The organism is Candidatus Hydrogenedentota bacterium, assembly GCA_016791475.1.
Lineage (GTDB): Bacteria > Hydrogenedentota > Hydrogenedentia > Hydrogenedentales > JAEUWI01 > JAEUWI01.
The window spans coordinates 104,699-127,944 of sequence record JAEUWI010000013.1 but is presented as its reverse complement, the minus strand read 5'-3'; the positions used below and the strand labels follow the sequence as shown (position 1 = coordinate 127,944).

Genomic DNA, 23,246 nt, shown 5'->3' with positions numbered 1-23,246 from the left:
CCCGAGCCGTAATTCCGGAGCAGAATTTCGCCCCATGACCGATACCGAAGTACTCGTCCAGCAGCTCATCATCGGCCTGTCCAACGGCATGATCATCGCCCTCATCGCCCTGGGCTATACCATGGTGTACGGCATCGTGGAGTTGATCAACTTCTCCCACGGCGACCTTTTCATGCTGGGCTCCTTTCTCGCCCTCACCGTCGTGGGCGCGCTGGGCCTCGACCAGGTCGCCGATCCGGCCACGGCCTGGTGGGCCCTCATCCCGTTGCTGATAGCCGTGCCCGCCTTTTGCGCCGTCATGAACTGGACCGCCGACCGCGTGGCCTATCGCAAGTTGCGCGAGGCGCCCCGCCTGGCGCCTCTCGTGTCGGCCATCGGGGTTTCCTTCATCTACCTGAACCTCGGCCTCTTCTGGGGCGGCCTCCCCATGAGCGTCTTCAATGAAGGCGCCACCGCTGCGGCCCCAAAAGATTTCCCGGCTCTCATGTCCTACAACAACCTCCTCGGCGAGACGAGCAACATCTCCATTACCCCCAGAGAACTGCTGGTCTTCTTCGTTACCATCCCCTTGCTCGTCGCGCTGACCATGATCATCAAATTCACGCGGCTCGGCAAGGCCATGCGCGCCGTGGCCCAGAACCCCCTGGCCGCGCGCCTCATGGGTATCGACGTGGATCGCACCATCGGCACCGCCTTCTTCATCGGCGGCGGACTCGCGGGCGTGGCCAGCGTGGTTTACGCCCTCTACAACAACACGATTTATTACCAGATGGGCTTCCGCGTGGGCATTGACGCCTTCACCGCGGCGGTCCTCGGCGGCATCGGCAACCTGCCCGGCGCAGTCCTCGGCGGTATCGTTATCGGACTTATCCGCGCTATGAGCGATCAGTACATCGCCACGGAGTGGACCAACGTCTGCGTGTTCGCGGTGTTGATCCTCGTGCTCATCCTCCGCCCCTCCGGCCTACTCGGGGCCTCCCAGCGGGAGAAAGTCTGATGGGCGGCGCAGCGGAGCGACTTTCGGGCTGGCGCGCCCAGACCCACTGGGTGTTACTCGCTTTGGCGGCCTTCCTCCCCGTCCTCGATCTGGTGCTGCCCAAGGAATTTCAGATCGCCGATCTGGTGCGCCCCATCTTCATATTTGCCATTCTCGGCATGGGCCTCAATGTAGTAACGGGCTTCACTGGCCTGCTCAATCTGGGCGTGGCCGCATTCATGGCCATCGGCGCCTACAGCTACGCCATCCTGACTTGCGATATCTATCCCTTTCAGTTGGGCTTCTGGACCGCGCTCATCCTCGCCGCCGCCGCCGGCGCAGGAGCCGGAGTCGTCCTTGGCCTGCCCACCCTGCGCCTGCGCGGTGACTACCTGGCCATAGTAACCCTCGGCTTCGGCGAGATGATGCAGGACAGTCTCAAGAACCTCGACGTCATCACCAAGGGCACCCAGGGTATCAACCCCCTGCCCGCTCCCACCCTGTTCGGCTACGCCTTCGTACCGGAGCAGCCCCTGCCGTGGTACTACCTCCTGCTGGCGATTCTCACCGTCGTGGTGGTGCTCACCCGCAACCTGGAAACCTCCCGCGTGGGCCGCACGCTGATTTCCATTCGCGAAGACGAACTGGCCGCCTCCTGCATGGGCATTGACCCCATGAAAGCCAAGCTCCTCGCCTTCGCCGTAGGCGCCGCCATGTGCAGCAGCGCCGGCGCACTCTGGGGCGCCTACCTCGGCTCCAGCGGCGAGCCGGGCAACTACGACTTCCAGGTTTCCATCCTCGCCCTCTGCATTGTCATCGTGGGCGGTATGGGTAGCATCAGTGGTGTACTGTTGGGCGCATTCGTCATGATGGGTTTCAACTCCATCTTCCTCAGCAAGCTCTCCGATTTCCTCACGCAGAAAGGCATGATCGGCGAAAGCGTCTTCAGCGCCCCGGTCAACTGGAAGTACATGATCTTCGGCCTGGCCCTGATCATCATGATGCGGTACCGACCCGAGGGCCTGCTCCCGTCGCGCCAGGTGAAAGCCGAATTGCACCACGGCGACGCCGCACCCGCCAAGGGAGACTGCTGACCCATGAGCCTCCTCCAGGTCGATAACCTCACCCTGCGCTTTGGCGGCCTCACCGCCGTGAACAAGGTCAGCTTCACCATGAAGCCCGGCCAGATCATGGCCGTCATCGGACCCAACGGCGCGGGCAAGACATCCCTCTTCAATGCGATCAGCGGTGTCTACAGCCCCGATACCGGCACCATCCTCCTCAATGGAAAGACCGCTTCGCGCCCCTTTACCCGACGCACCATTGCGGGCCTGGTGGCGGCCGCGTTGTTCACCATGGTCTTTTTCGTCACCCTGGTAAATCTGGAAGCCCTCTGGGAGGCCGCGATAGCCGCCAACTATGTCTACCAGGAAGCCTTTCCCTGGGGCGCGGCCATCAAGAGCACCGTGACCTACCTGCGCGAGACCGAATCGCGTTACGTCCTCGGCGCCGGAATCCTCGGCGCCATCATGGGCGCGGCGAGCTTCTACACCGTCTGGTGGCGCGGGCGCTTCGCCCCTCATGTCGCCGCCGCCGCGGGCCTCGCGCGCACCTTCCAGAACCCTCGGCTCTTCTATGAAATGAGCGTCCTGGAAAACGTCCTTGTCGGCATGGACCGCCGCCTCAGCACGCGCTTCTGGCACGCCGCCTTCCGCCTGCCCCTCCACCACAGGGACAACAAGGAAGCCGTGGCCAGGGCCATGGAGATTCTCCGCTTCGTGAAACTCGATCACCTCGCGAGCGACGAGGCGGCCTCCCTCTGCTACGGACACCAGCGCAAGCTGGAAATCGCCCGAGCCCTGGCCTCCGAACCCTGCCTGCTCCTCCTCGACGAGCCCGGCGCCGGCATGAACCCCAGCGAAATCGTGGAGATCATGCAGCTCATCCGCGACATCCGCGACAAGGGCGTATCCGTGCTCCTCATCGAGCACCACATGCGCCTCGTCATGGGCATCTCCGATTACGTGGTCGTGTTGGAGTTCGGCAACAAAATCGCCGAGGGCGTCCCCGAAGAAATCCGCGCCAACCCCAAAGTGCGTGCCGCCTACCTGGGAAATCCCGACTGATGGCCGAACCGCTTCTCAAGATTGAATCCATCTCCGCCGGCTACGGCCCCATTGAGGCCATCCGCGACGTGTCGCTGGAAGTGTTCCCCGGCGAGATCGTCACCCTCATCGGGTCCAACGGCGCCGGCAAGACGTCCACGCTCCACTCGATCTCCGGCACGCTCAAGATCCGTAGCGGCGCCATCAACTTCAGCGGCGTGCGCGTCGATGGCATGCCCGCCCACAAGATCGTGACCACGGGCCTGATCCAGGTGCCCGAGGGCCGCCGCATCTTCGCGAAGCTGTCCGTGCTGGAGAATCTCCAACTCGGTGCCTACATCCGCAACGACAAGGACATCCAGCGCGATCTCGACCGCGTCATGGAAATGTTCCCCATCCTCAAAGAGCGTAAGACCCAGCTTGGTGGCACCCTTTCCGGCGGCGAACAGCAGATGCTCGCCATCGGACGCGCCTTGATGACAAGACCCAAACTTCTCCTCATGGATGAGCCCTCCATGGGCATCGCGCCCCTGCTGACGGCGAAGATCTTCGACACCATCCGCCAGCTCAACGAAGACGGCATGACCATCCTCCTCGTGGAGCAGAACGCCCACCTCGCCCTCGGCATCGCCAAGCGCGCCTACGTCATGGAAACCGGCGCCATCGTGCTCCAGGGCGACGCCCGCGCACTCATGGTGGACCCGAAAGTCACGAAGGCGTATCTGGGCGAGGACTAGGGGACTGCACAAGGCCCCTCGGTCGTGCCACGCGATTCGGCAACGCCGATTCGTGTGCCCGTCGCAGGGGTCACGCGATCTACCCATAAGAAACCACGGCAAGCGGCGGGTCGGTTCTCAACGCTCGCTCGGGCATACGTAAATGCAACAAGAATTCGCCGCACAACGCACACGAATCGGCGTTGCCGAATCGCGTGGCACGAGTCGAGTCACTCTCCGGTAAAACGAATTATTGCCGGATTGAAAGGTCCATGATAGACTATCTCTACCATGGACAGAGACCTCACCTACACCATCCATCTCGAGCCCGCCGAAGAGGGCGGGTATGTCGTAACCGTGCCAGCCCTTCCCGCGGTGATCACGCAGGGCGACAACTATGCCGAGGCGATTGCCATGGCCGAAGATGCAATCCAGACGTATATCGACTACTGCATCAGCCAAGGCAAGGACGTGCCCCCCGATGCCCCGCCAGACGTGCCGCTGGATGCACAGGTTCGAGTAAAAGCCCCCGCGGCATTATGACCCGACTGCCATTCCTGACGCCGTCCGAACTTGTCGCAGCGCTCAAACGCGTGGGGTTCTCCCTGATTCCAGACCGGGGCCGCGGATCTCACTCTGTTCTTGCCCACCCAGACGGTCGCGAGGTAGTCGTGGCGATGCACGCCCGCGAATTGAAGCGTGGTACCTTGGTTGCCATCGTGAAGCAAGCGGGTTTTACGCAAGAAGAGTTCCAGCACTTTCTTTAGCAAGTGTCGCGCCGCAGGGACAGCGTCGCCCCGTGTCGAGAAGGCGCGAGAAGTACTGCGAGTCAAACTCTTCATTGCGACCAGGCAAGAACAACGGCAATCGGCGGGGCTGTCCTGTCGTCAGCGAGGTGCACGCGCACGCGAGCTAGTCCCTGCGGGAACCGTATCCGCCTGTCAGTTGTCACTTCTCGCCCGCATTTCTGTTTCGGCGACAAGTCTCAAGTACAAGTTCGACGAAGAATAGCAAGAGCGACATTGGTATAAGGGTTGAACGTAACTGTCGCTTCATCACAGGCCCAAAGAATTCCGAGCGAAAGAACTGAAACCGTTCGTCTATTTCTTCTTGAGTCAACGTTTGAGTTCTCTGAATTGCTGCAAGATGAGCGTAGGACAGGCCATCCTGGATTTGGTCGATGACGTCGTGCCTGAGTCGTGAGCGATAGTAGAGCCTGGCAAGAGGCACAGCGAGAAAGCCGCCTACTTTCTTCTCCAGCCGCTCTTCAACCCGCCAGCGAAGCCGCCCGATGTTGATCACCAAGACGGCACCGTCAGTTGGAAGGGCGTAGGTACACGACTTCGGTGACTTGTGTTGTGCCAGGCGTGCTCCGCAGGTCATTAGATCGAATTCCACACTGTCCATCATGTGTTCGCCAGCCACCACGATTATCTTACGCAGGGATGTCAAACTTTCGTCTGGATACGTGGTAATTGCCCATCGTATCACTGCGGCCGGGTCAACGCCGCAGATGAGCTCTCCCGATTCATCCAGAATTGTTGGCGTACCCGATCCTTCGATTCGCAGCGGCGCGAATTCGTTGTCGGTGGCCTTCAGTTCCTCCCTGATGGCCGCCATCGCACGAAGTCGGGAGTCCAGATCTTCCATGCCCGAATAACTTAGCGGGAAGCGTTCTTTTCGGATAGTGCCCGCAGCTACGACCAGAAAGATGGCGGGGGCGGCGCGAGAGAACAAGATTCGCTTCAGACATCGCAGCTCTACGGCGCTCCGGAGTTTGTGTTTTCTAAACCATAGCTCGTCCTGCGAGAATGCGCTGTCGAAATGCGCCTTGTGCAGCCTTGCACACGCGAGCGCCGCGTTGGCTTCCCGGGTCAACAGACGTCGCAAGTTGACAGTGTACTTCAGTCGGAAGTACCAGACGTCCATAGGTCGAGGCCCTGCCGCTTGCTGTTCTCCCAATGCGATTTTGTAATCACGTTCGATGCAGATTATCGACACAATGCCGCCGAGCGGAGTTTGGTACGTGCGGCTATCCGAACCCTTGGAGCCGAAAGGGGCGCAACCCTTCTCATGAAGTTTAGATTCCTCGCCAGTAATGGCAACTTCATTCGAAACGAGGATGAACTCCGAGACCTCAGCCAGTTCCGTGGAATTCCAAGGTGCCAAAGTCCACTGTAGTATTTGTGCGGGATCTACACCCCACAGCCGTTCAGCCGTCTCATCTCGAATTGTCGCCACGCCATCCCTTCCCTTACTCCAGGACCAGACCCAGATTCCACCAAGAGACCCTCGGGCTTGAGATCTTGGATTCATAAACTAAGTGCAACAGAGTCTCGTTTCCCTGTTGGTCAGTGTGGTCGTGGCTTTCTGAAATTAGGACATGGCCCCTCCGGGAGCAACAAGGTACTCCTGGGGGCTTTTATGGGGCGCGGAACGTAGCCCGTGTTCGCCGTAGGCGAACTGCCCGAAGGGCAAGGGCGTAGTGGAGCGCCCCATAAAAGCCGTCGCTCCGTCTCGGGGGGGGGGGCGCAGGCAAAAAAAAGAGGACATCGTGTTGGACTTTCGGTATTCTTCATCTGCTAGAAATCCAAACCCGAAAGCGAGCACCACGATGTCCTACGTTCATTTTACATCAATTCAACGCGGCGAAATAAGCGCCTATTTGGCAGCGGGCTATTCCAAAGCGCGCATCGCCCGCCAGCTTGGCCGCGACCGGTCCAGCCTTGGCCGGGAAATCAAACGGAATTCCGTCAACGGAGTCTACGACCCGCAGCGGGCTCAGGCGCGCTACGACGAGCGGCGCAAGGAGTGCAGGCCCGCGCGGAAACTCGACTACGCGCCACTGCGGTCTTACGTCTTCGACCGCATCACGGACGGGTGGACCCCCGAAACCATCGCCGGACGCCTGCCGCTGGATTTTCCAGAGGCCCCCAGGATGCGAATCAGCCACGAAGCGATTTACCAGGCCATTTATGGGGACGAACGCATGCACTGCCTCATCAAGGACCTACCCCAGGCCCGGCCCAGGCGCAGAAAGCGAGGGCAGGGAAAGACCGGACGTGCAACCGCCCTTCCAAACCGCGTAGGCATCGAACACCGCCCACCCGAAGTCGACGAACGCAAGCGCCACGGCGACTGGGAAGGCGACCTCATTGTAGGCGCCGCTCAGTCAGGCTACCTGCTCACGCTCGTCGAACGAACGACCCTGAACACCATGATTCGAAAGCTCGATACGAAGAACGCCGAACATACTGCGGAAGCCGCCATCGATGCCTTTATGGATATGCCAAAATCATGGATAAGGACGATTACTTTTGACAACGGGACCGAGTTTGCGGCCCACGAAACCATAGCCCGGGAAACCGGAGCCGACATCTACTTCGCCGCCCCCTACAGCTCCTACCAGCGGGGGACAAACGAAAATACTAATGGGCTAATACGAAGATTCCTACCGAAGAACACCCGCTTCGACAACATCACCCAGAAACAATTAAACGTCATCGAGGACTACCTCAACAACAGACCAAGAAAAAAGTTAGGTTACCGAACACCAAACGAAGTCTTCTATTCCCAGCGAAAAATACAGCATGTTGCACTTAGAGCTTGAATCCAAGGATTAGCGGATTGCGGGGGCTGTTGCAAAGCGTGGATCATGGGCGTGGGTATCATGCGCGGCGGAATAAATCTCCAACCAGAACCCGAGCATGACGGCGGGGGCTGCAACCGGCTGGTGGGTAGGCGCGTGCGATGAGCCAGCCGTAGGTTGTCCCCAGAGACTGACACCCGAGTCCAAGCGTTCGCTGCCGCGCAAGCGTGGAATCGGGACGCGCAGCGAGGGTCGAAGATGCGCCGCCGGAACATGGCTGCAATCCATCAGGAATCGCAATGGGCGGTATCGAGATCTCACTCCGAACGTTTCTTCAGGGGTTACAGCCCCCACCTGGCCTGACGGCTCGACGTTAAGTTTAAGTCGCGTGCCCGGCGGAGGCTGTCCCCTTCCCCTCATTCAAACTTGATCTTCGCCAGATAAATACTCGTCTTCCCCTCGTGCGAGGCGTAGTAGCTCATCCACAGCATATTCTCGTGCCACAGCAAGCCGGGGTAGCTGGTGTCGCCGCCGCTGGGGAATTCGAGCACGGGCTTCAGGTTTTTCTTCGTCATCTGTGCGAGCACGGTCTTGGAGCCGTTCCCATATTGCCGCGTACCGGCCCACAGGGAGCCGTCGGGCAGGCGGATGAAATTCGGCCCGCCGAGGCGCATGCCGGTGTTGCTCCAGGACCAGTCGGTATAGGGCGCGGCGCTGGTGCCGATCCAGCCGCCCTGGTCTTCTTCTTCCCGACGCACGAGGGCCACCATGGTGCCGTCCGGCATGAAGCGGAGCGTGGTCTCGTTGGGCCGACCCGTGATGTCGAAGACCGTGCGTATCTTGTAGTTCACCCCGTCGGGGCTGACAAAGAGTCGGAAGCGATTACGCGTATCAATCCCTTCCGTGTTGTTGTACGAGACGCCGTAAGCCACACCTTTGTACCACGTGACGCGCCAGAGCCAGTCGCCCTCGGCGCAGATTTTCTCCGGCGCGCTCCAGGTGGTGCCATCGGCGGAAAAGGCCACGCGCGGGCGACGCCCCTTCAAGGTCGTCCCGTCATACACTGAACCGCCCATATTGACCATAAGCCGCTTGTCGGGGGTGATGCAGAGCTTGGGATCGCGCAGGTCGATTCCTTCTTCCTCGATCAGTCCGCAGGATTCCCAGGTAGCGCCATCCGTCGAACGGATGATGCGAATCTTGCCGTTGCCCCCCACGTGGCCCGTGGCCTCGCGGTGAGTCTCGTAGAAGTAGTCGCCGTGACGCAGAATATCCGTGAAGGCGTTGTGCTCGCCCGCATCCCAAATCTTCGTTACCGACTCAATCTTCGGCTGCTTGGACAAGGGCGGCATGAAGGCGGGGCGCTGGATCTGTTTGGGCTTGTCCACCCAGGCCGGTTCGCCGTAGAGTCCCACCTTGCTGAGATCGATGGGCTTGAAGCCCAGGGCCCGCGCGGGGGACTCGGGAAGCAGCGTGAAATCGCCCGATTCCGCATCGACAAACAGGGGATCGGCGATGATGCTGTGCCGATCGTGCCCCGCCGCCTGCCACTCGGCAAAGGAACGCTCTTTGAAATTAACCGGCTGTCCACTGGTGTCCCAATAGGTGTTGTAGTCCATGGTGAAGCGATCGTTCTTCCAACTGCTGCCGAGCAACTGGCCGTTGTTGAAGATCACGATGTTGCGCTCGAAGAAGAAGGAATTGTGCTCTTCGTCCCGTGTCCGAATGATGTTGGGCGTGTGGGAATAGGCGAAGATGTTGTTCACCACGCGGTTGTCTTTGCCGTAGTGCTGGTGGAAGCCGCCCGTGCGGGTGTTGTAGACCACGTTGTTTTCCAGCACGACCTCCGAGCTGCCTTCGTCGGTGTAAAGGCCCCAGCCGCCGTAGAGCGCGGGATGGGAAATCACATCGTGGATGAGGTTGTTCTTCACCTCGGTACCGGGCGCGATCCCGAGCAGATAAACCCCGCCCATGTCATTGAGCTGGCTCCGACCGATGTTGTGGATGTGGTTGAAATTGATCTTGTTGTGGTGGGCCGAGCTGGGATCATAGCCCCAGGACCAACCAACGGAAACGCCGGTGTAGCGGAAATCGGCGATCTCGTTGTGGGTCACTTCATTGTACGATGCGCGGCCGATCCACACGCCCACGGCCTCGCGCCACACGCGCCCGCCGTCGTGAAGGAAGTTGTTGTCCACCACATTGCGATCCGCCGCAAAGGCCGGGGTCGCCGGCGATCCGCCCTCGCCAATGCGCACGCCACCGGCACCGAGATCGGTGAGTTCGTTGCCACGCACGGTCCAGTGCTGTGAGCCGGCATGAAGCCATATGCCGTAGTTGCCCACGTTTGCGATGCGGCAGTTCTCAATCAGCCCATGGCGCGCGCCGGTGCTTTCAAAGGCGCCGCTCACGCGGTAAGCCGCCTGGGAATCGCTGTGGCCTTCCGGCGCGATGGGATACTCGCAGTGCCGCAAATCGAGTCCAACGAACTGAAGATGATCCACAAATTGATTCGTCGCCGGATCGCCTTGAAGCACGATCAACTGCCGGGCCTGCGGGATCGTGGCGGAAAAGCCTTCCAGCACTTCGCCCGCCATGGGCATGTAGTAGATCTTGTTCGTCTTGCGATTCAGATACCACTCACCGGGCGCGTCCAGCGCTTCGAAGAGGTGCTCCACGTAGTAGCGCTGTTCTTTCTGCCACTGGGTAAAAGGCCAGCGGCCCGGCCCGGTGAATTCGATCTCGTTCTTCTCCCAGTCGATGTTTTTCACCCGCAGAAGCGAGGTGGCCCAGGAGTGAAACACGACAAAGATTGCGTCATTCACCGATTCCCAGCGCTGGAGCTGCTCGGGATTGAACTTGAACTTCGTGGAGCTGGCCACTTCCTTGCCGTCCGCGCCCGTTTCCATCACCGGGCCAGTGGTATAGAAAAATTCGCTGTCCAGCGGTTCATCGCCCGCCTCATGGGTCTGGTTCGGCGTGCGCGCGGGTGTGCGCCGTGCATTGCCCACCCACAGTTCATGAAAGTCTTTCACTGCAGCATCCGCGGGTACATCAGCCACCCAGAGTGCGCCCTCCTGCGTCCAGCCGGTAACAGCGACGCCACCTGAAATGATCGGCGTCTCGCCTGCGTACGCGCGATAGGTGATGGGGGCTTTGACCGAGCCCGAATCTTCCGGCGTGAAGGTGATCGCTTCGGCGATGGGGAAGACGCCGCCGCGCAGGTGGACATTCACCGGGTTGGTAAGCCCGGAGGTGGCCTTGCGCTCGCGTATCACGTTGCGCGCGCGCTGCACGCTTTTCAGGGGCCCGTCCGTGCCCGCAGGATTGGGATCGGCCACCGTTCCAGACCAGGCGTCATTGCCCGAGGGCGACACATAGAGGTTAAGCTCCGCACGGGCGGCGGAAGTTACCAGCAGCGCGGTGACGGCAGTGAGCCCGAGGGCGAAGCGGAAGAGCGTGCGAGGATGATTCATGACAGGGATGCCTCCTTTGGTCAAGTCGTCCTGCCATTATCGCGGGTGCGGCCGGGCGTGCTCAAGGAATTAGTCGAGTTTTGATTGTTGCCGGGAAGTCGTGGCGCCCGGGCACCATGATCGCCGGTGTTGTGGAGTCTTTCCGATCCTGCTGTCTGACCAATACCACATCCCGTGGCGATCCCCGGCCCGGCATACCCCAATTTGTAGTCGATCCTCCCAATACCGTAAAATATAGCGAACGAGGGCTCCAGGAACGCCTGTGGTCGAAACAACTGCGCTTGAACCGAGCCCGCCCCGTCTCGATCCCCCGCCGCCGTGAAACCCGCGGCGCCTGCCGCGGGATGAACTGGGGTATGGCCAGAATATCTCGCTCCCAGGTACGCTAAAGGATTCGACTCCATGGATTTATATAAGTTCGCCATCATCCACGACTGGCCCGTGCTTGCGCCCATCCTCCTGTGCTCCATTATTGCGCTGGCGGTCAGTCTCGAACGGATGCGCTTCTACAAGCGGAATCGCGCCGGTGTGGGCGAGTTTATTGACGCCTTCCAGGCCGCCATCCTCCGCAGCCTCCCCGATGCGCGGAAGCTGGCCGAACGGAAGCCGGGCCTTATCCCCCATCTTGCCGCCGAAGGGGCGGGCATCATGGCGGAGCACCCGGACAGCTTTGAACCGCTCTATGAAGTGCGCGCCTCCCTGGCTTCCCGTGATCTGCATCGCGGCCTCGCCTGGCTGGGCACCATCGCCACCATCTGCCCCTACCTCGGCCTCTTCGGCACCGTGGCCCGCATCCTGCTGACCTTCGGCACCATGGCCCAGTCCACCGGGGGCAGCAATTCCGCCGAGATCATGTTCGGCATCGGCTCGGCCCTGATCGCCACGGCCTTCGGCCTGCTGGTCGCCATTCTGGCGGTGGCCATGAATAACTACCTCCACGCCGTGGCGGACAATATCGTGGCCGATTTTGAAGTGGTGAAGCTGATCTGCATGAGCGTGAAGCCCGGCGGCCACCCCCACGGCCCGGCCACCCACGGCACCAAGCACCGCCTGGATCAGGCCTGGGAAATCTGACATGGCGGCCTCCGGCAAGAACGCCACCTTTTCGGACATCAACATCACGCCCCTGACGGACGTGTTTCTGGTGCTCCTGGTGGTCATCATCATCGCGGCGCCGGTGACGAACCAGCAGCGTGAAATCAAGGCCCCCACCATGACCCAGTCGGTCATGATGGATGAGAAATGGCCCCTCATCGAGATCAAGAGCAGCGGCGAATTTTTCTCGGATGGCCAGTCGATTCTGGAAAATGGCCTGGAGGCCTACCTGACCACCCGGCTGCCCGCCACCGATCCGAAAAACCTCGTGATTCGCGGGGACAAGGCGGCCCAGAGCGGCAAGGTCATGCTCATAATGGAAGCCGCGCAGAATGTGGGCTTTCAGAACGTGTACATTTCAGGCGAGTTGAAGCGCGAGCCTGCGGGCCTGCCCGGCGGAGCGGCGACGGCACCCGCTGCACCGGCCACCCCGGTAGCACCCGCTGCCGCACCGGCCCCGACCGCAGTACCAGCGCCAGCACCCGCCGGCCCCTGACCCCGCTATTTTCGAGGCAATCCTCCCATGAAAACCGGCAAACAGAAAGTCATCGGCGAAATAAATATCACGCCCCTGACGGACGTGTTCCTCGTGCTCCTCATCATCATGATTGTGGTCAATCCCCTCCTCCAGACCACAGGCGTCTCCACGTCGGTCTCCAGTGGCGACGATGCGCCGAGCGAGTCCCAGGAAGAGCCGAAGACCATCACGGTAAATATCGACGCGGCGGGTGCCTACAGCATTGGCAGCGACGTGCTGGACAATGATCTGATCCGGCAGCGCATTCTCGCCGAGGCCGCCAGCCACCCCGACGGCATCGTGTTGAATGTCGACCCCCTCGCGCCCCTGGAGCGCATGACCGACATCATGGACTTTGCCCGGTCGGCCAAGATCCAGAATATCTCCCTCTCCAATGCCGCCGATGCTGCGGCAGCCGAAGCCAAGCCCTGACCCGCGTGGGCAAAAATCCGCAACCACCGATAGAGCCGGCGGTATGAGGAAGGCCCCTGAAAGGGGCCGGTCGGTCCAGGTACAGGTCCAGTCTGCTGAAGCCTTGGGCGTCCATACGGGTGAAGCGCGGGTCGAGATTTCCGGACCGCTTCTCAAGACCCCGACTTTCCTAATCCGCGAAGCGGATGACAGTCAATAGCCTGGGGCGTAAGCCCCAGGCCCCCTGGAAACGTAGTATTGAATCCGCGAAGCGGATGGCAGAATCACGTCGTATTGCGTTGCCATCCGCTTCGCGGATTCAAACGGATGGCGAACCGCCAACTATTGACTGCCGCTCCTGCGGATCAAATTCAGTTGCTTGCGTGGGAAGCTCATCGGCTGAACCGGTGGATTGGACAAAAGTCACCCGTGGGCGACTGAAGCAGGCGCGAATCGTCTCCCCCCAAAAGGACAAACCGGCCGAACGGTCGTTGCAACCACTCGGCCGGTTTCAGCTTCTTCCGGTGTGTCTATGCTGAGGTCTGGCTGGACGTCAGCGCGGAAGAAGGTGGGGTCTGCCTATCTGGTAGGTTGGGCAGCAGTGAACGGGCAGACCCCCAGGCAGTGAGTCTAATCGCACGTGAACCGTGCGATTGCGGGGAGCGATGGAATCCGGCTGTAACACGGGTACACGGAAGTGTTAACCAGTTTGCCTCGTCGTCGGGAAGCAGGGGCTGGGCCATCGTGCAAACAGCCGGTGTGTTGGCGCTGGACCACGCTACATCAGGACGTTGGGTCGGTCTGAAAGGCCCGGCGTCTTGGTGGTGTCTGTGGTTGGCGAACATGATCCAGTCTTTCGTTGGGCCTTTTGGGCCCTTCCATCGGCGGGCTTTGTGCTCGCCTGACCTATATAGGCATAAGTTATGCCAACGGTGGCGTAAAAGCGATTGAATTTGTCAACCCACTGAAAATAAACCACTTAACGTAATGCGCGAACCGGGAAAAATATCCAGGGACTCTTCCCCCAGGCCACTTATTGAACACAAATGCGCATGGCGAATGTGTTCGCTGCGCAGGAATTTGCACGCCACGAAATCAACGGACCCAAATTCCAGTAACCAACGCCGCCTGTCACCAATCAGCCCCTCGACGGTATCGTCTGAATCACCGGAAAAAGCGAATACACGCCGCCGGCAAACTTGCTATCGGCCCCCATCTCACGTACCATAATGGAAAGCCGCGTGATGGCCCAAACCCATGAGAATGCCATGTCCTCTGAATCTGAATATTCCCTCGGCGAAGAAATCGCCAACAGCGTCACCCACGGTATCGGCGCACTCCTGAGCGTGGCCGCGCTGACCATGCTCGTGGTCTATGCCACCATGGCGGCCGACCCCTGGTGTACCGTCAGCGTCAGTGTCTTCGGCACCACGCTGGTGCTCATGTACCTCGCGTCCACCCTCTACCACGCTTTCCCCCAGCCCAAACTCAAGCGTATTTTCCGCAAGATCGACCACTGCTCCATTTATCTGCTAATCGCAGGCACCTACACCCCCTTCCTGCTCGTCAACCTGCGCGGCCCCTGGGGCTGGAGCCTCTTTGCCGTCCAATGGACCATCGCAATTGCAGGCTGCCTGTTCAAAATGTTTTTCATCGATCGCGGTGCCCATCTGGGTTGGTGGGACAAAGTTTCCACCGCGCTCTACGTCGCCATGGGCTGGACCATCGTGATCGCGATCAAGCCCACCATGGAGCTGGTTCCCCAGGCCGCCCTCTGGCTCATGGTTTTCGGCGGCCTGGCCTATACCGGCGGAACGGTGTTCTACCTCTGGAACCGCCTCCCCTACAACCACGCCATCTGGCACCTCTTCGTCCTTGCGGGAAGCGCCTGCCACTTCTTCGCCGTCTTCTACTTCATCATTCCCGGCGCACAAAGCGTGTAAGGGAGGACCGGGGAACGGCGAGTTGGGATTCCTAAGCCACGTCCCGCAATCTGAGCGAAGCGCAAGTTCCCAACGAGGGAACCGCAACCGAAAGTGGACTGCATCCAGGTTCAAAAGGCCGACGTTAGAACTGGTTTCCAGAGCGTACCCGTAGCGGCGGTCAGGAAGTCCTCTTTTATAGGTGGCTGTCCCCATTTCCCCTTGTCTCAACCTGGAAGGTTAAGCCACCTTCGACGGACTAGCACACTCACCAGAGCGACATTAACAATAGCATCCGGGACGGACGCGTGGCGGCGGACAGGCGGGACGGCACATCTTACGAAGAGCGGCCTGTGGGTTAGGGACAGGCCCGCGCGTTGCGGTGGCTTGCCCTCGGATTCGACGGCCTGACGGTGAAGCTTCCCCGATGCGGAATGGGCGGCGCTGGAGTGGTCTCTCGATCCCGCTGCGCGATCAAAAAAAACACGCCCGGCGCGTGGTGTTCGCGCCAGACGTGATAGCCGATGGCCTTTATATTACAGGACGCTCTTAATTGCGTCGCAGAGGGGTCCCATGTTGGTCGGGGTCATGCCGGCGACGCTGATGCGGCCCGATCCGACGATGTAGAGGGCGTGCTTATCGCGGAGGGCGTCCACCTGGGCCTTGGTGAGGCCGGAGAAGGAGAACATGCCGATCTGGCGAGCGATAAAGGAGAAGTCGCGGTCTACGCCCTTGGCCTTGAGGGTCTCGACGAAGCTGTCGCGCATGGACTGGATGCGGTCGCGCATGGCGGCGAGCTCTTCGATCCAGAGGGCGCGGAGTTCGGCGTCCTGGAGTATGGTGGTGACGATCGCGCCGCCGTGGAAGGGCGGGTTGGAGTAGTTGGCGCGGATGGATTTTTCCACGTGGCTGAAGGCCGACGCGGCGGTGTCCGCATCGGCGGCGACGAGGGTCAGCGCGCCGACGCGCTCGTTGTAGAGGCCAAAGTTCTTGGAGAAGGAGCTGCAGATGAGCAGTTCGCGGCCGGGGGTGCAGAAGGCGCGGAGGCCTTCGGCGTCTTCTTCGAGGCCGCGGCCGAAACCCTGGTAGGCGAAGTCGAAGAAGGGCAGCAGGCCCTTTTCCGCCGTGAGGGCGGCGAGTTCGGTCCACTGGGCGCTGTCGGGGTCAATGCCGCTGGGGTTGTGGCAGCAGGCGTGGAGCAGCACGGCGTCGCCCGCGGGGGCGGCGGCCAGGGCGGCCTTCATGGCTTCAAAGTTGAGGCCTTTGCTCTCGGCGTCGTAATAGGGATAGGTCTTGACTGCGATGCCGGCGGCGGCGAAGATGGCGTTGTGGTTGGCCCAGGTGGGATCGCTGATCCAGATGGACGCGCCGGGGAACTGTTGCTTGATGAAGTCGGCGGCGACGCGCAGGGCACCGGTGCCGCCGGGGGTCTGGGCGGTCTGGGCGCGGCCGGACACGACGATTTCGTGATCCGCACCGAAGAGCAACTCGCGGACGCAGGCGCCGTAGGCCGGGCTGCCGGGGATGCTGAGGTAGTTCTTGGTGGATTCTTCCTTCAGCAGTTTCTCCTCGGCCTTTTTCACGGACTGGAGCACGGGCGTCTGGTTGTTTTCATCTTTGTAAACGCCGACACCGAGGTTGATCTTGTGGGGGGCGGGATCCTTCTTAAAGGCCTCGGTAAGTCCCAGGATTGCGTCGGGCGGAGCCATCTCCAAGCGTTCAAACACGGTGGTATTCCTTTCGTGGGGCCGATGTGGCGGTAAAGATCGGGATTCCGAGCGGGTAGCCTGACCGGGGGCTTCCGGGTTAGACTGTGCCCCGAGGGCGGACGCGCTTCCCGTTGGCCCCTTCGGGCACCCGATGGGGTCCAGGGGCGCGTGCGGCAGATCCCGCATATAATAGCGAAAATGGATAAATTGGCACAAGTTATTCAGCCTTTCACGACGCGATCCGGCCCGGGACGCATGACCCGGGCGGCGGTGGCCCTTGCCCTTTTCGCTTCCGCTTGTGGGCCGGAAGGAATCGAGGCGCCCGCGCCATCGCCGGTCGTGGTCGAGGCCGCACCGACCACATCTTCTCCGGCGGCGCCGGAGATTGCGCCGGAGTTTGACGGTATGCGGGCCCATCCGCTGGCGGAGTGGACCTATGCGGAGAGCCTGGAGGAACTCCACGCCGTCTGGCTCGAACGCTTCGCCCTGGGGGCGGCGCCGGGCGGCGACCCAAATGCAATCTGGCCCTATGCCGACGCGGTCCTGATCGACGGGGACTCCTGGGGCATGGCCTCGGAGACGACCCGGCTGATCTATGTTAAACCCGATGGTTATGCGTACCAGTGGGCAGGCGCGGCCCACCCCGTGGCGGGCGAAGACACTGCAACCCCCATTGCGGCGGACGCGCTGGCGGAGCTGGGCTGGGCGAAGGCGCAGGCCAGCCCGGCCTTGCAACGCTTCGACGAGGGGCCGGGATTTCGCGTGGCGGGACCGGTCCGGGCCGACCAATCCTGCCTGGCCTGTCACGATTTTGGCCTGGATCGGGTCGTGGCCCTGCTGGTCTATGATTTTCAGGAAATCCCGGATGATTGAACCGGCGGAAGCGCGGGCGCGCTTACACGCGTATCCTGGAGCGAAGTTGCACGAAAGAGGGCGTCGGCGGCGCATCCATGGGCGGGAAACCCCATGCGCCCGATTTTCCGCGGCCTTCCAGCCGATCCAAAACGTTGTCATGCAATAGGTTGTAGCAATTTTTGGTTTGACCGTTTCGTGGACCGATGATACAATCGAGTGTACAGCCCTTTGGGTGCTTGCGGCCCGTTGTTGACCGGCTTCAGGTCCTGGAGGATCTGCGGGGACAGGCAATGGCCCGTCTTGCGCTGGAGTATTTTGGCCCCTCATATCTGGAGTTATGCGTAACCGATGCTTGCCCCGACCCACAGCGTAACCGATGCAACCGGCACCTCGGTGGTCATGCCGCAGCGTTTGGTCGATCTGTTGCTGGGGGCCCAGTTGGTGACGCGCGCACAGTTGGACGATGCGGAAGAGGAGCGGAGCAAGACGGGGGAATTTCTCTGCAAGATCCTCGTCCAGCGCAAGTACACCACGCAGGACGATATCAACACGTGCTTCGTGAAGCAGTGCAAGATTCCCCATATCAGTCTTCTCGATTACGATGTGGGCTCGGAAGTGCTCAAGCTGATCTCCAAGGAGGTATGCCTCAAATACGGCTTGCTCCCGATCGACAAGCTGGGCCGTATCTTGACGGTGGCGATGGTGGATCCGCTGGATAATGAAGCGCTGGAAGCCATTCGCACGCTCTGCCCCGATCTCCGCATCAAGCCGATTCTGTGCAACTGGACCCACTTTGAACAGGCGGCGCAAAAATATTTCGCGGACAGCCAGAAAAAGGAAAGTCAGGAGAGCATGGCCAGCTTCGGGCTGACCAAGCTGGCGCCAAAGCCCACCCCAAAACCGGCGCCCGCTTCCGCCCCGCCCCTGGCGGCCGCCTCAACGCAGGTACCATCCGCGCCCGTCGCCGCCATAGACACGGGCGCCCTGGTCGGCGCAATCCAGGCGGGACTGCGCGATGTGGTCCAGGAGCTTTCGGCGCGCATGGCGCCAACGCAGTCCGAGCCGGTTTCCGCGGCCCCCGCCCTGTCGCCCGAAGTACTGGGCGGGGTGATGCGCGATTCGATCCGCGATGCCATGGCCGAGGCCCTGAAGAATTTTGAACGGCCCGCGGCCGAAGTCGTCCCGCAGCCCCCCGCGGCTCCGGTTGCACCGCCGGCCCCCGCCTTCTCACCCGAGGTGCTCGGCAATGTCATGCGGGATTCGGTGCGCGATGCGATGGCTGAAGCCCTCCGAACCCTGGACCGACCATCGACGAATATCGCGCCAGCCATACTGCCCGCAACGGCGGCGGCGCCAGACTGGTCGGGCTTTGAGCAGGCCTTCCGTGCGACGCTCGACGAATTGAAGGAAATCGTTCGCCCGAAGGAAACTGCGGCGCTTGTGCCTCCGCCCCCGGTTGAGCCGGCGGGCCCCGGCATGGAGGCGGTGCTCCAGGAACTCATCAGCGCGATCAAGGGGCAAACCCCCGCGGCCGACGCCATGGGCGAGACCATCCGCGAGAGCATCGGCGGCGCGATGCAGGAAGCGTTGGCTTCTGTGGTGGTGCAACTGCGCGCCTCGGCAAAACCAGATCAGGCGCCCCCCCCTTTCGAGCAGTTCGCTGAAATGATCCGGGACACGATTGGCGGGGTGATGCAGGAAGCCCTGGCCACGTTGATCGTGCAGATGCGGACGAACTCCGCGCAGAACGATCATGGTGCGGCGGCGCAGGAGGCCATCGTATTGGCGCTGCGCGACTCGCAGCAGGGTATGGTTGCGACGATGAAAGAGGTAATCGAGGCCAGCCGTGACGCGCAGGCGGCCCAGAGCGCGCGCCTGGCGGAACTGGCGGAGGCGGCGGTGCAATCTTCCCAGCAGACCTCCCAGTTGATCGAGGCGGCGGTCCAGTCAACCCAGCAGACTTCGCAACTGGTGGAGGCGTCTCTGGTGCAGAACGAGCGGATGCACAACCTGCGCCAGGGCCAGCGAAGCCGCCATGCTTCGGTTTCTTCCTTCGGGGTCCCGGTCGAGGGCGAAGCCGCCGATATGGCCGGCGATGATCGTGTGCGGGATGCGCTGGAGGCCGAAGTACCCCTGGAGACCCTCACGTTTGAAAGCTTTTTCGCGGGCAAGGCCAATGCCTTTACCCTTTCCATTGCCCAGTCGGTGGCGGCGAAGCCCGGCGGCGAGTACAACCCGCTGTTTCTCTATGGCAATGTGGGCCTGGGCAAGACGCACCTGATCAGCGCGGCGGGCAATGCCATTCGCCAGAACCACCCGAAGCATCGGGTGGGCTATGTTTCGGCAAGCCATTTTTCGAGGCGGCTCAAAGAGGCCCTGGCTGCGGACGCCCAGGAGGCTTTTCGGGAGAACTACTGCCACTGGGACGTGCTGATTCTGGACGATATTCAGTTCATGGGGGGGCGCGTGGAGGCGCAGGAGGAATTTTTCCATATCTTCAATGTGTTGCATCAGCAGGGGCGGCAGATTATTATTGCCAGTGATAAGGCCCCGGACCGCCTGGGCCTGTTGGAGCAGCGCCTTATTTCCCGGTTTTCCAGCGGGATCGTGGCCGATTTGAAAGCGCCCGAGTGGGACACGCGGATGCAGATCCTGCGCCGCCACGCGGGCACCGCCAACGTCCAGATCCCCGACGAAATCCTGTCGCTCATCGCCATGCGGGTGTCCAACGACATCCGCAAGATGGTGGGTTCGTTGCGTAAAATTGCGGCCTTCGCCGCCATGTCGCGCGAACCGCTGACGGTGGAGTTGGCCACGGAGATACTCAGCCATCTGGGTGGCGAGGAGGCGGCGTGACGATGGTGTGTAAACGCAACCCCGAATGTACTATTCTTATGAACAGCCCACAGAATGCGCGTAACGCGCGGATAGCGTAAAAGGAGGGCACGGATGGCCACACGCGCAACGAAGAAGCGACTGCCCGATATGCTCCTGGAGCAGAATCTGGTCACGCAGGAGCAGCTTCAGGAATGCATCAACCAGCACCGCCAGACGGGGCAGAGCCTGCCCAGCCTGCTGGTGCAGAACGAGTACCTCTCGGAAGAGGATCTCGTCATCACGCTGAGCGAACAGCTCGGGATCCCCCATATCCGGGTGGCCCACTACTCCATCCCGAAGGAAGTGCTGTCCGAAGTACCCGAGACCCTCGCCCGCCAGTACCAGATGCTACCGGTCAGCGTGACGGGCGACGTGCTGACGCTGGCGATGGCCGACCCGCTCAATATCATGGCGCTGGACGATCTGCGAATGCTTACGAGCTACGAGATCGAGCCGGTGGTGGCGGTCGCGTCGGAACTGGCGGCGGCGATTGACAAGCACTATGGCGGCGGCAAGGCCGAAGACCTTTACGACGCTCTCATGGTCAAAGAAGACCGCGAAGGCTCGGTCGAAGAGCTCAAGACCACCGATGATATCGAGGACGTGTCCAAACTGGAAGTGGGCGCGGAGGACGAGCCGGTCAAGAAGCTGGCGCGGCTGATCCTTTTCAACGCCCTGGAACGGGGCGCAAGCGATATTCACATCGAGCCCTTCGAAAAGCTCATCCGCATCCGATACCGCGTGGATGGCACGCTGGAAGAAGCCAAGGCCCCGCCGAAGCACCTTCAGGCCAACATCATCGCCCGTTTCAAGATTCTTTGCGGTTGCCGAATCGACGAGCACCGGCTGCCGCAGGACGGTCGCTTCCGCATCCGCTATAACTCCCGCGAGATCGACTTCCGCGTGGGTTTCCTGCCGTGTAAATTCGGCGAAAAGATCGTGCTCCGCGTGCTGGACCAGTCCAACCTGACCCTCGACCTGGAAGGCATGGGCTTCGAGCCCCAGCCCATCGCGGCCTTCAAGGAAGCGCTGAACCTGCCCCACGGCATGATCCTGCTCACCGGACCCACCGGTAGCGGTAAAACCACCACCCTGTACAGCGCGCTGCACAAATTGAACTCGCCCGACACCAACGTGGTAACGGTGGAAGACCCCATCGAATACGACCTTTTCGGCGTGAATCAGGTGCAGGTGCAGTCCACCATCGGCTTCACCTTCGCCGCGGCCCTGCGCCAGATTCTGCGCCAGGACCCGGATATCGTGATGGTCGGCGAAATTCGAGACGGTGAAACGGCGGACGTGGCCGTGAAGGCGGCCTTGACCGGCCACCTGGTGCTGAGCACCCTCCACACCAATGACGCGGCGGGCGTATTCCCCCGACTGACCGATATGGGCATAGAGCCCTTCCTCGTCCAGTCTTCCGTGGCCCTGGCCGCCGCACAGCGCCTCCTCAAGCGCGTCTGCACCGATTGCAAGGAGCCGATCAACGTGCCCGAAGAGGTCCTGGACCGCATCCAGTGGCGCGGCTTCGACTACCTGGAAAAGATCCAGTTCGTCCGGGGACGCGGTTGCAGTCGCTGCAAGGAATCCGGCTATCGCGGTCGCGTGGCGGTGATCGAAGTATTGTTGAACTGGCCCGAATTGCAACCGCTCGTGCTGGAGCGGGCAACGGGCTACACGATCAAGGCCCAGGCCATCGCCTGCGGCATGCAGACCCTGCGGCAGAACGGCCTCGCCAAAGCGGCAAAGGGCCTCTCCACGATCGAGCAGGTTCTGGAACATACTTCGTCAGACTGAGAAAACCTGGAAGGGCGCCCGAGGGGAGGTGCGCCGCCAGTAGACACGGGTTAAGGGAAACATCCCGGCCGGGCGCGCCGCGCAGGGCCGACGGGGATGCCGAGCGGAAGAGGAGGAAGTATGTCCACACCGAGTATCAAGGAATTGCTGACGAAGGCCATCAAGGCGGGCGCCAGCGACATGCACATCGTCGTCGGCGCGCCCCCCATGATCCGACTTCACGGGGGCCTGGAAGCGCTGCCCGGCTATCCCCGCCTGACGGCCGATCAGACCCAGGAAGTCATCTACACGGTAATGAACGAAGACCAGATCGCCGAGTTCGAAGCGACCCGCGAGTGCGATCTTTCTTTCGGCATCGAGGGCCTGAGCCGCTTCCGTCTGAACGTCTATCGCGATCGCGGCTCGGTGGTGGCGGCCTTCCGCTCCATCCCCTTTGAAATTCTTTCCTTCGAGCAGTTGGGCCTGCCCCGGGTCATCGCCGATTTCGCGTACAAGCCTTTCGGCCTGGTCCTCGTGTGCGGTCCCACCGGCAGCGGCAAGTCCACGACGCTGGCGTCGATCGTGGACAAGATCAACCGCGAGCGCAATACCCATATCATCACTATTGAGGACCCCATCGAATACTTGCACCGCCACAACCGCAGCGTGGTCAACCAGCGCGAAATCAACGCGGACACCAATTCGTTCAGCGCGGCGCTCAAGCGCGTGCTGCGCCAGGACCCGGACGTGATTCTCATCGGCGAAATGCGCGATACGGAAACGATCCAGGCGGCGCTGACCGTGGCCGAAACCGGCCACCTGGCCTTCGCCACCCTGCACACGAACGACGCCCTCCAGACCATGAACCGTATCATCGACGTGTTTCCCGCCGCGCAGCAGGCGCAGGTGCGCACCCAGCTTTCCTTCGTGCTGGAGGCGGTGGTGGTGCAGCAGCTCGTACCCAGGGCCGACGGCATGGGACGCGTGCTCGCCATGGAAATCATGCTCGCAAATCCCGCCATTCGCTCCCTTATCCGCGCGGAAAAGCTGGAACAGATCCCCTCCATGATCGAAATCGGCAAGGGCGAAGGCATGTTGACCATGAACCAGTCCCTGTATCGCCTGGCGAAACGCGGCATCATCACCACGGAGATGGCTTTCAAGCGCAGCGCCGATCCTGAAGGGCTCCAGCACCTGATGGAAAAGGGAATGTGATCCGCCA

Annotated in this window: 18 protein-coding genes; 15 read left to right on the top strand and 3 right to left on the bottom strand. The window is 61.4% G+C overall.

Features of this window, described 5'->3' with window-relative positions; genetic code table 11:
• The first annotated feature begins 34 nt into the window (after nt 1-34).
• The 6 genes from JNK74_09280 to JNK74_09255 all read left to right on the top strand — a co-directional run bounded on the left by JNK74_09280 (nt 35) and on the right by JNK74_09255 (nt 4,564).
• Complete coding sequence (locus tag JNK74_09280) at nt 35-997, top strand: branched-chain amino acid ABC transporter permease (protein MBL7646365.1); 963 nt, start codon at nt 35-37, stop codon at nt 995-997.
• Nucleotides 997-2,070: a branched-chain amino acid ABC transporter permease gene (locus tag JNK74_09275; protein ID MBL7646364.1), complete on the top strand. Its 1,074-nt coding sequence runs from the start codon at nt 997-999 to the stop codon at nt 2,068-2,070. Before JNK74_09280 ends, JNK74_09275 begins: the two co-directional genes overlap by 1 nt.
• 3 nt (nt 2,071-2,073) lie before the next feature.
• The gene (locus JNK74_09270) at nt 2,074-3,102 is read left to right on the top strand and encodes an ABC transporter ATP-binding protein (protein MBL7646363.1); all 1,029 of its coding nucleotides are present in this window, start codon (nt 2,074-2,076) and stop codon (nt 3,100-3,102) included.
• Nucleotides 3,102-3,818 carry an ABC transporter ATP-binding protein gene (locus tag JNK74_09265; GenBank protein ID MBL7646362.1) on the top strand — a complete coding sequence of 239 codons (717 nt, stop codon included), beginning with the start codon at nt 3,102-3,104 and terminating at the stop codon, nt 3,816-3,818. Before JNK74_09270 ends, JNK74_09265 begins: the two co-directional genes overlap by 1 nt.
• A 270-nt stretch (nt 3,819-4,088) precedes the next feature.
• Nucleotides 4,089-4,340 carry a type II toxin-antitoxin system HicB family antitoxin gene (locus JNK74_09260; GenBank protein ID MBL7646361.1) on the top strand — a complete coding sequence of 84 codons (252 nt, stop codon included), beginning with the start codon at nt 4,089-4,091 and terminating at the stop codon, nt 4,338-4,340.
• Nucleotides 4,334-4,564, top strand: coding sequence for a type II toxin-antitoxin system HicA family toxin (locus tag JNK74_09255; GenBank protein MBL7646360.1), 231 nt, complete (start codon nt 4,334-4,336; stop codon nt 4,562-4,564). Before JNK74_09260 ends, JNK74_09255 begins: the two co-directional genes overlap by 7 nt.
• A 181-nt stretch (nt 4,565-4,745) precedes the next feature.
• On the opposite strand, the gene JNK74_09250 is transcribed toward JNK74_09255, so the two are convergent.
• Nucleotides 4,746-6,038: a hypothetical protein gene (locus JNK74_09250; protein MBL7646359.1), complete on the bottom strand. Its 1,293-nt coding sequence runs from the start codon at nt 6,036-6,038 to the stop codon at nt 4,746-4,748.
• A gap of 313 nt (nt 6,039-6,351) precedes the next feature.
• On the opposite strand from JNK74_09250, the gene JNK74_09245 reads away from it, so the two are divergent.
• Nucleotides 6,352-7,407, top strand: coding sequence for an IS30 family transposase (locus tag JNK74_09245; GenBank protein ID MBL7646358.1), 1,056 nt, complete (start codon nt 6,352-6,354; stop codon nt 7,405-7,407).
• Between the two features lie 395 nt (nt 7,408-7,802).
• Here the strand turns inward: JNK74_09245 and JNK74_09240 are convergent, their stop codons facing one another.
• Nucleotides 7,803-10,862, bottom strand: coding sequence for a right-handed parallel beta-helix repeat-containing protein (locus JNK74_09240; GenBank protein ID MBL7646357.1), 3,060 nt, complete (start codon nt 10,860-10,862; stop codon nt 7,803-7,805).
• A 402-nt stretch (nt 10,863-11,264) separates the two neighbouring features.
• Here JNK74_09240 and JNK74_09235 point away from each other — a divergent pair, with 402 nt between their 5' ends.
• The 4 genes from JNK74_09235 (at nt 11,265) to JNK74_09220 (ending at nt 14,828) form a co-directional block, all read left to right on the top strand.
• Nucleotides 11,265-11,936, top strand: a complete 672-nt coding sequence (locus JNK74_09235) for a MotA/TolQ/ExbB proton channel family protein (protein MBL7646356.1) — start codon at nt 11,265-11,267, stop codon at nt 11,934-11,936.
• Nucleotide 11,937: 1 nt separating this feature from the next.
• Nucleotides 11,938-12,453 (top strand): biopolymer transporter ExbD, encoded by a 516-nt coding sequence (locus tag JNK74_09230; GenBank protein MBL7646355.1) that lies wholly within the window; start codon nt 11,938-11,940, stop codon nt 12,451-12,453.
• Nucleotides 12,454-12,480: 27 nt separating this feature from the next.
• Nucleotides 12,481-12,906, top strand: coding sequence for a biopolymer transporter ExbD (locus tag JNK74_09225; GenBank protein ID MBL7646354.1), 426 nt, complete (start codon nt 12,481-12,483; stop codon nt 12,904-12,906).
• Nucleotides 12,907-14,153: 1,247 nt separating this feature from the next.
• Nucleotides 14,154-14,828 carry a hemolysin III family protein gene (locus tag JNK74_09220; protein MBL7646353.1) on the top strand — a complete coding sequence of 225 codons (675 nt, stop codon included), beginning with the start codon at nt 14,154-14,156 and terminating at the stop codon, nt 14,826-14,828.
• A 515-nt stretch (nt 14,829-15,343) separates the two neighbouring features.
• Here JNK74_09220 and JNK74_09215 read toward each other — a convergent pair.
• Entirely contained in the window at nt 15,344-16,534 is a 1,191-nt protein-coding gene (locus tag JNK74_09215; protein ID MBL7646352.1) for an aspartate/tyrosine/aromatic aminotransferase, read from the bottom strand.
• A 189-nt stretch (nt 16,535-16,723) separates the two neighbouring features.
• Here JNK74_09215 and JNK74_09210 point away from each other — a divergent pair, with 189 nt between their 5' ends.
• The 4 genes from JNK74_09210 to JNK74_09195 all read left to right on the top strand — a co-directional run bounded on the left by JNK74_09210 (nt 16,724) and on the right by JNK74_09195 (nt 23,239).
• Nucleotides 16,724-17,389, top strand: a complete 666-nt coding sequence (locus JNK74_09210; GenBank protein MBL7646351.1) for a hypothetical protein — start codon at nt 16,724-16,726, stop codon at nt 17,387-17,389.
• 330 nt (nt 17,390-17,719) lie between these two features.
• Nucleotides 17,720-20,227 (top strand): ATP-binding protein, encoded by a 2,508-nt coding sequence (locus JNK74_09205; protein MBL7646350.1) that lies wholly within the window; start codon nt 17,720-17,722, stop codon nt 20,225-20,227.
• Between the two features lie 93 nt (nt 20,228-20,320).
• Nucleotides 20,321-22,045, top strand: a complete 1,725-nt coding sequence (tadA, locus tag JNK74_09200; protein ID MBL7646349.1) for a Flp pilus assembly complex ATPase component TadA — start codon at nt 20,321-20,323, stop codon at nt 22,043-22,045.
• 120 nt (nt 22,046-22,165) lie between these two features.
• Nucleotides 22,166-23,239: a type IV pilus twitching motility protein PilT gene (locus JNK74_09195; protein ID MBL7646348.1), complete on the top strand. Its 1,074-nt coding sequence runs from the start codon at nt 22,166-22,168 to the stop codon at nt 23,237-23,239.
• Nucleotides 23,240-23,246: the final 7 nt, after the last annotated feature.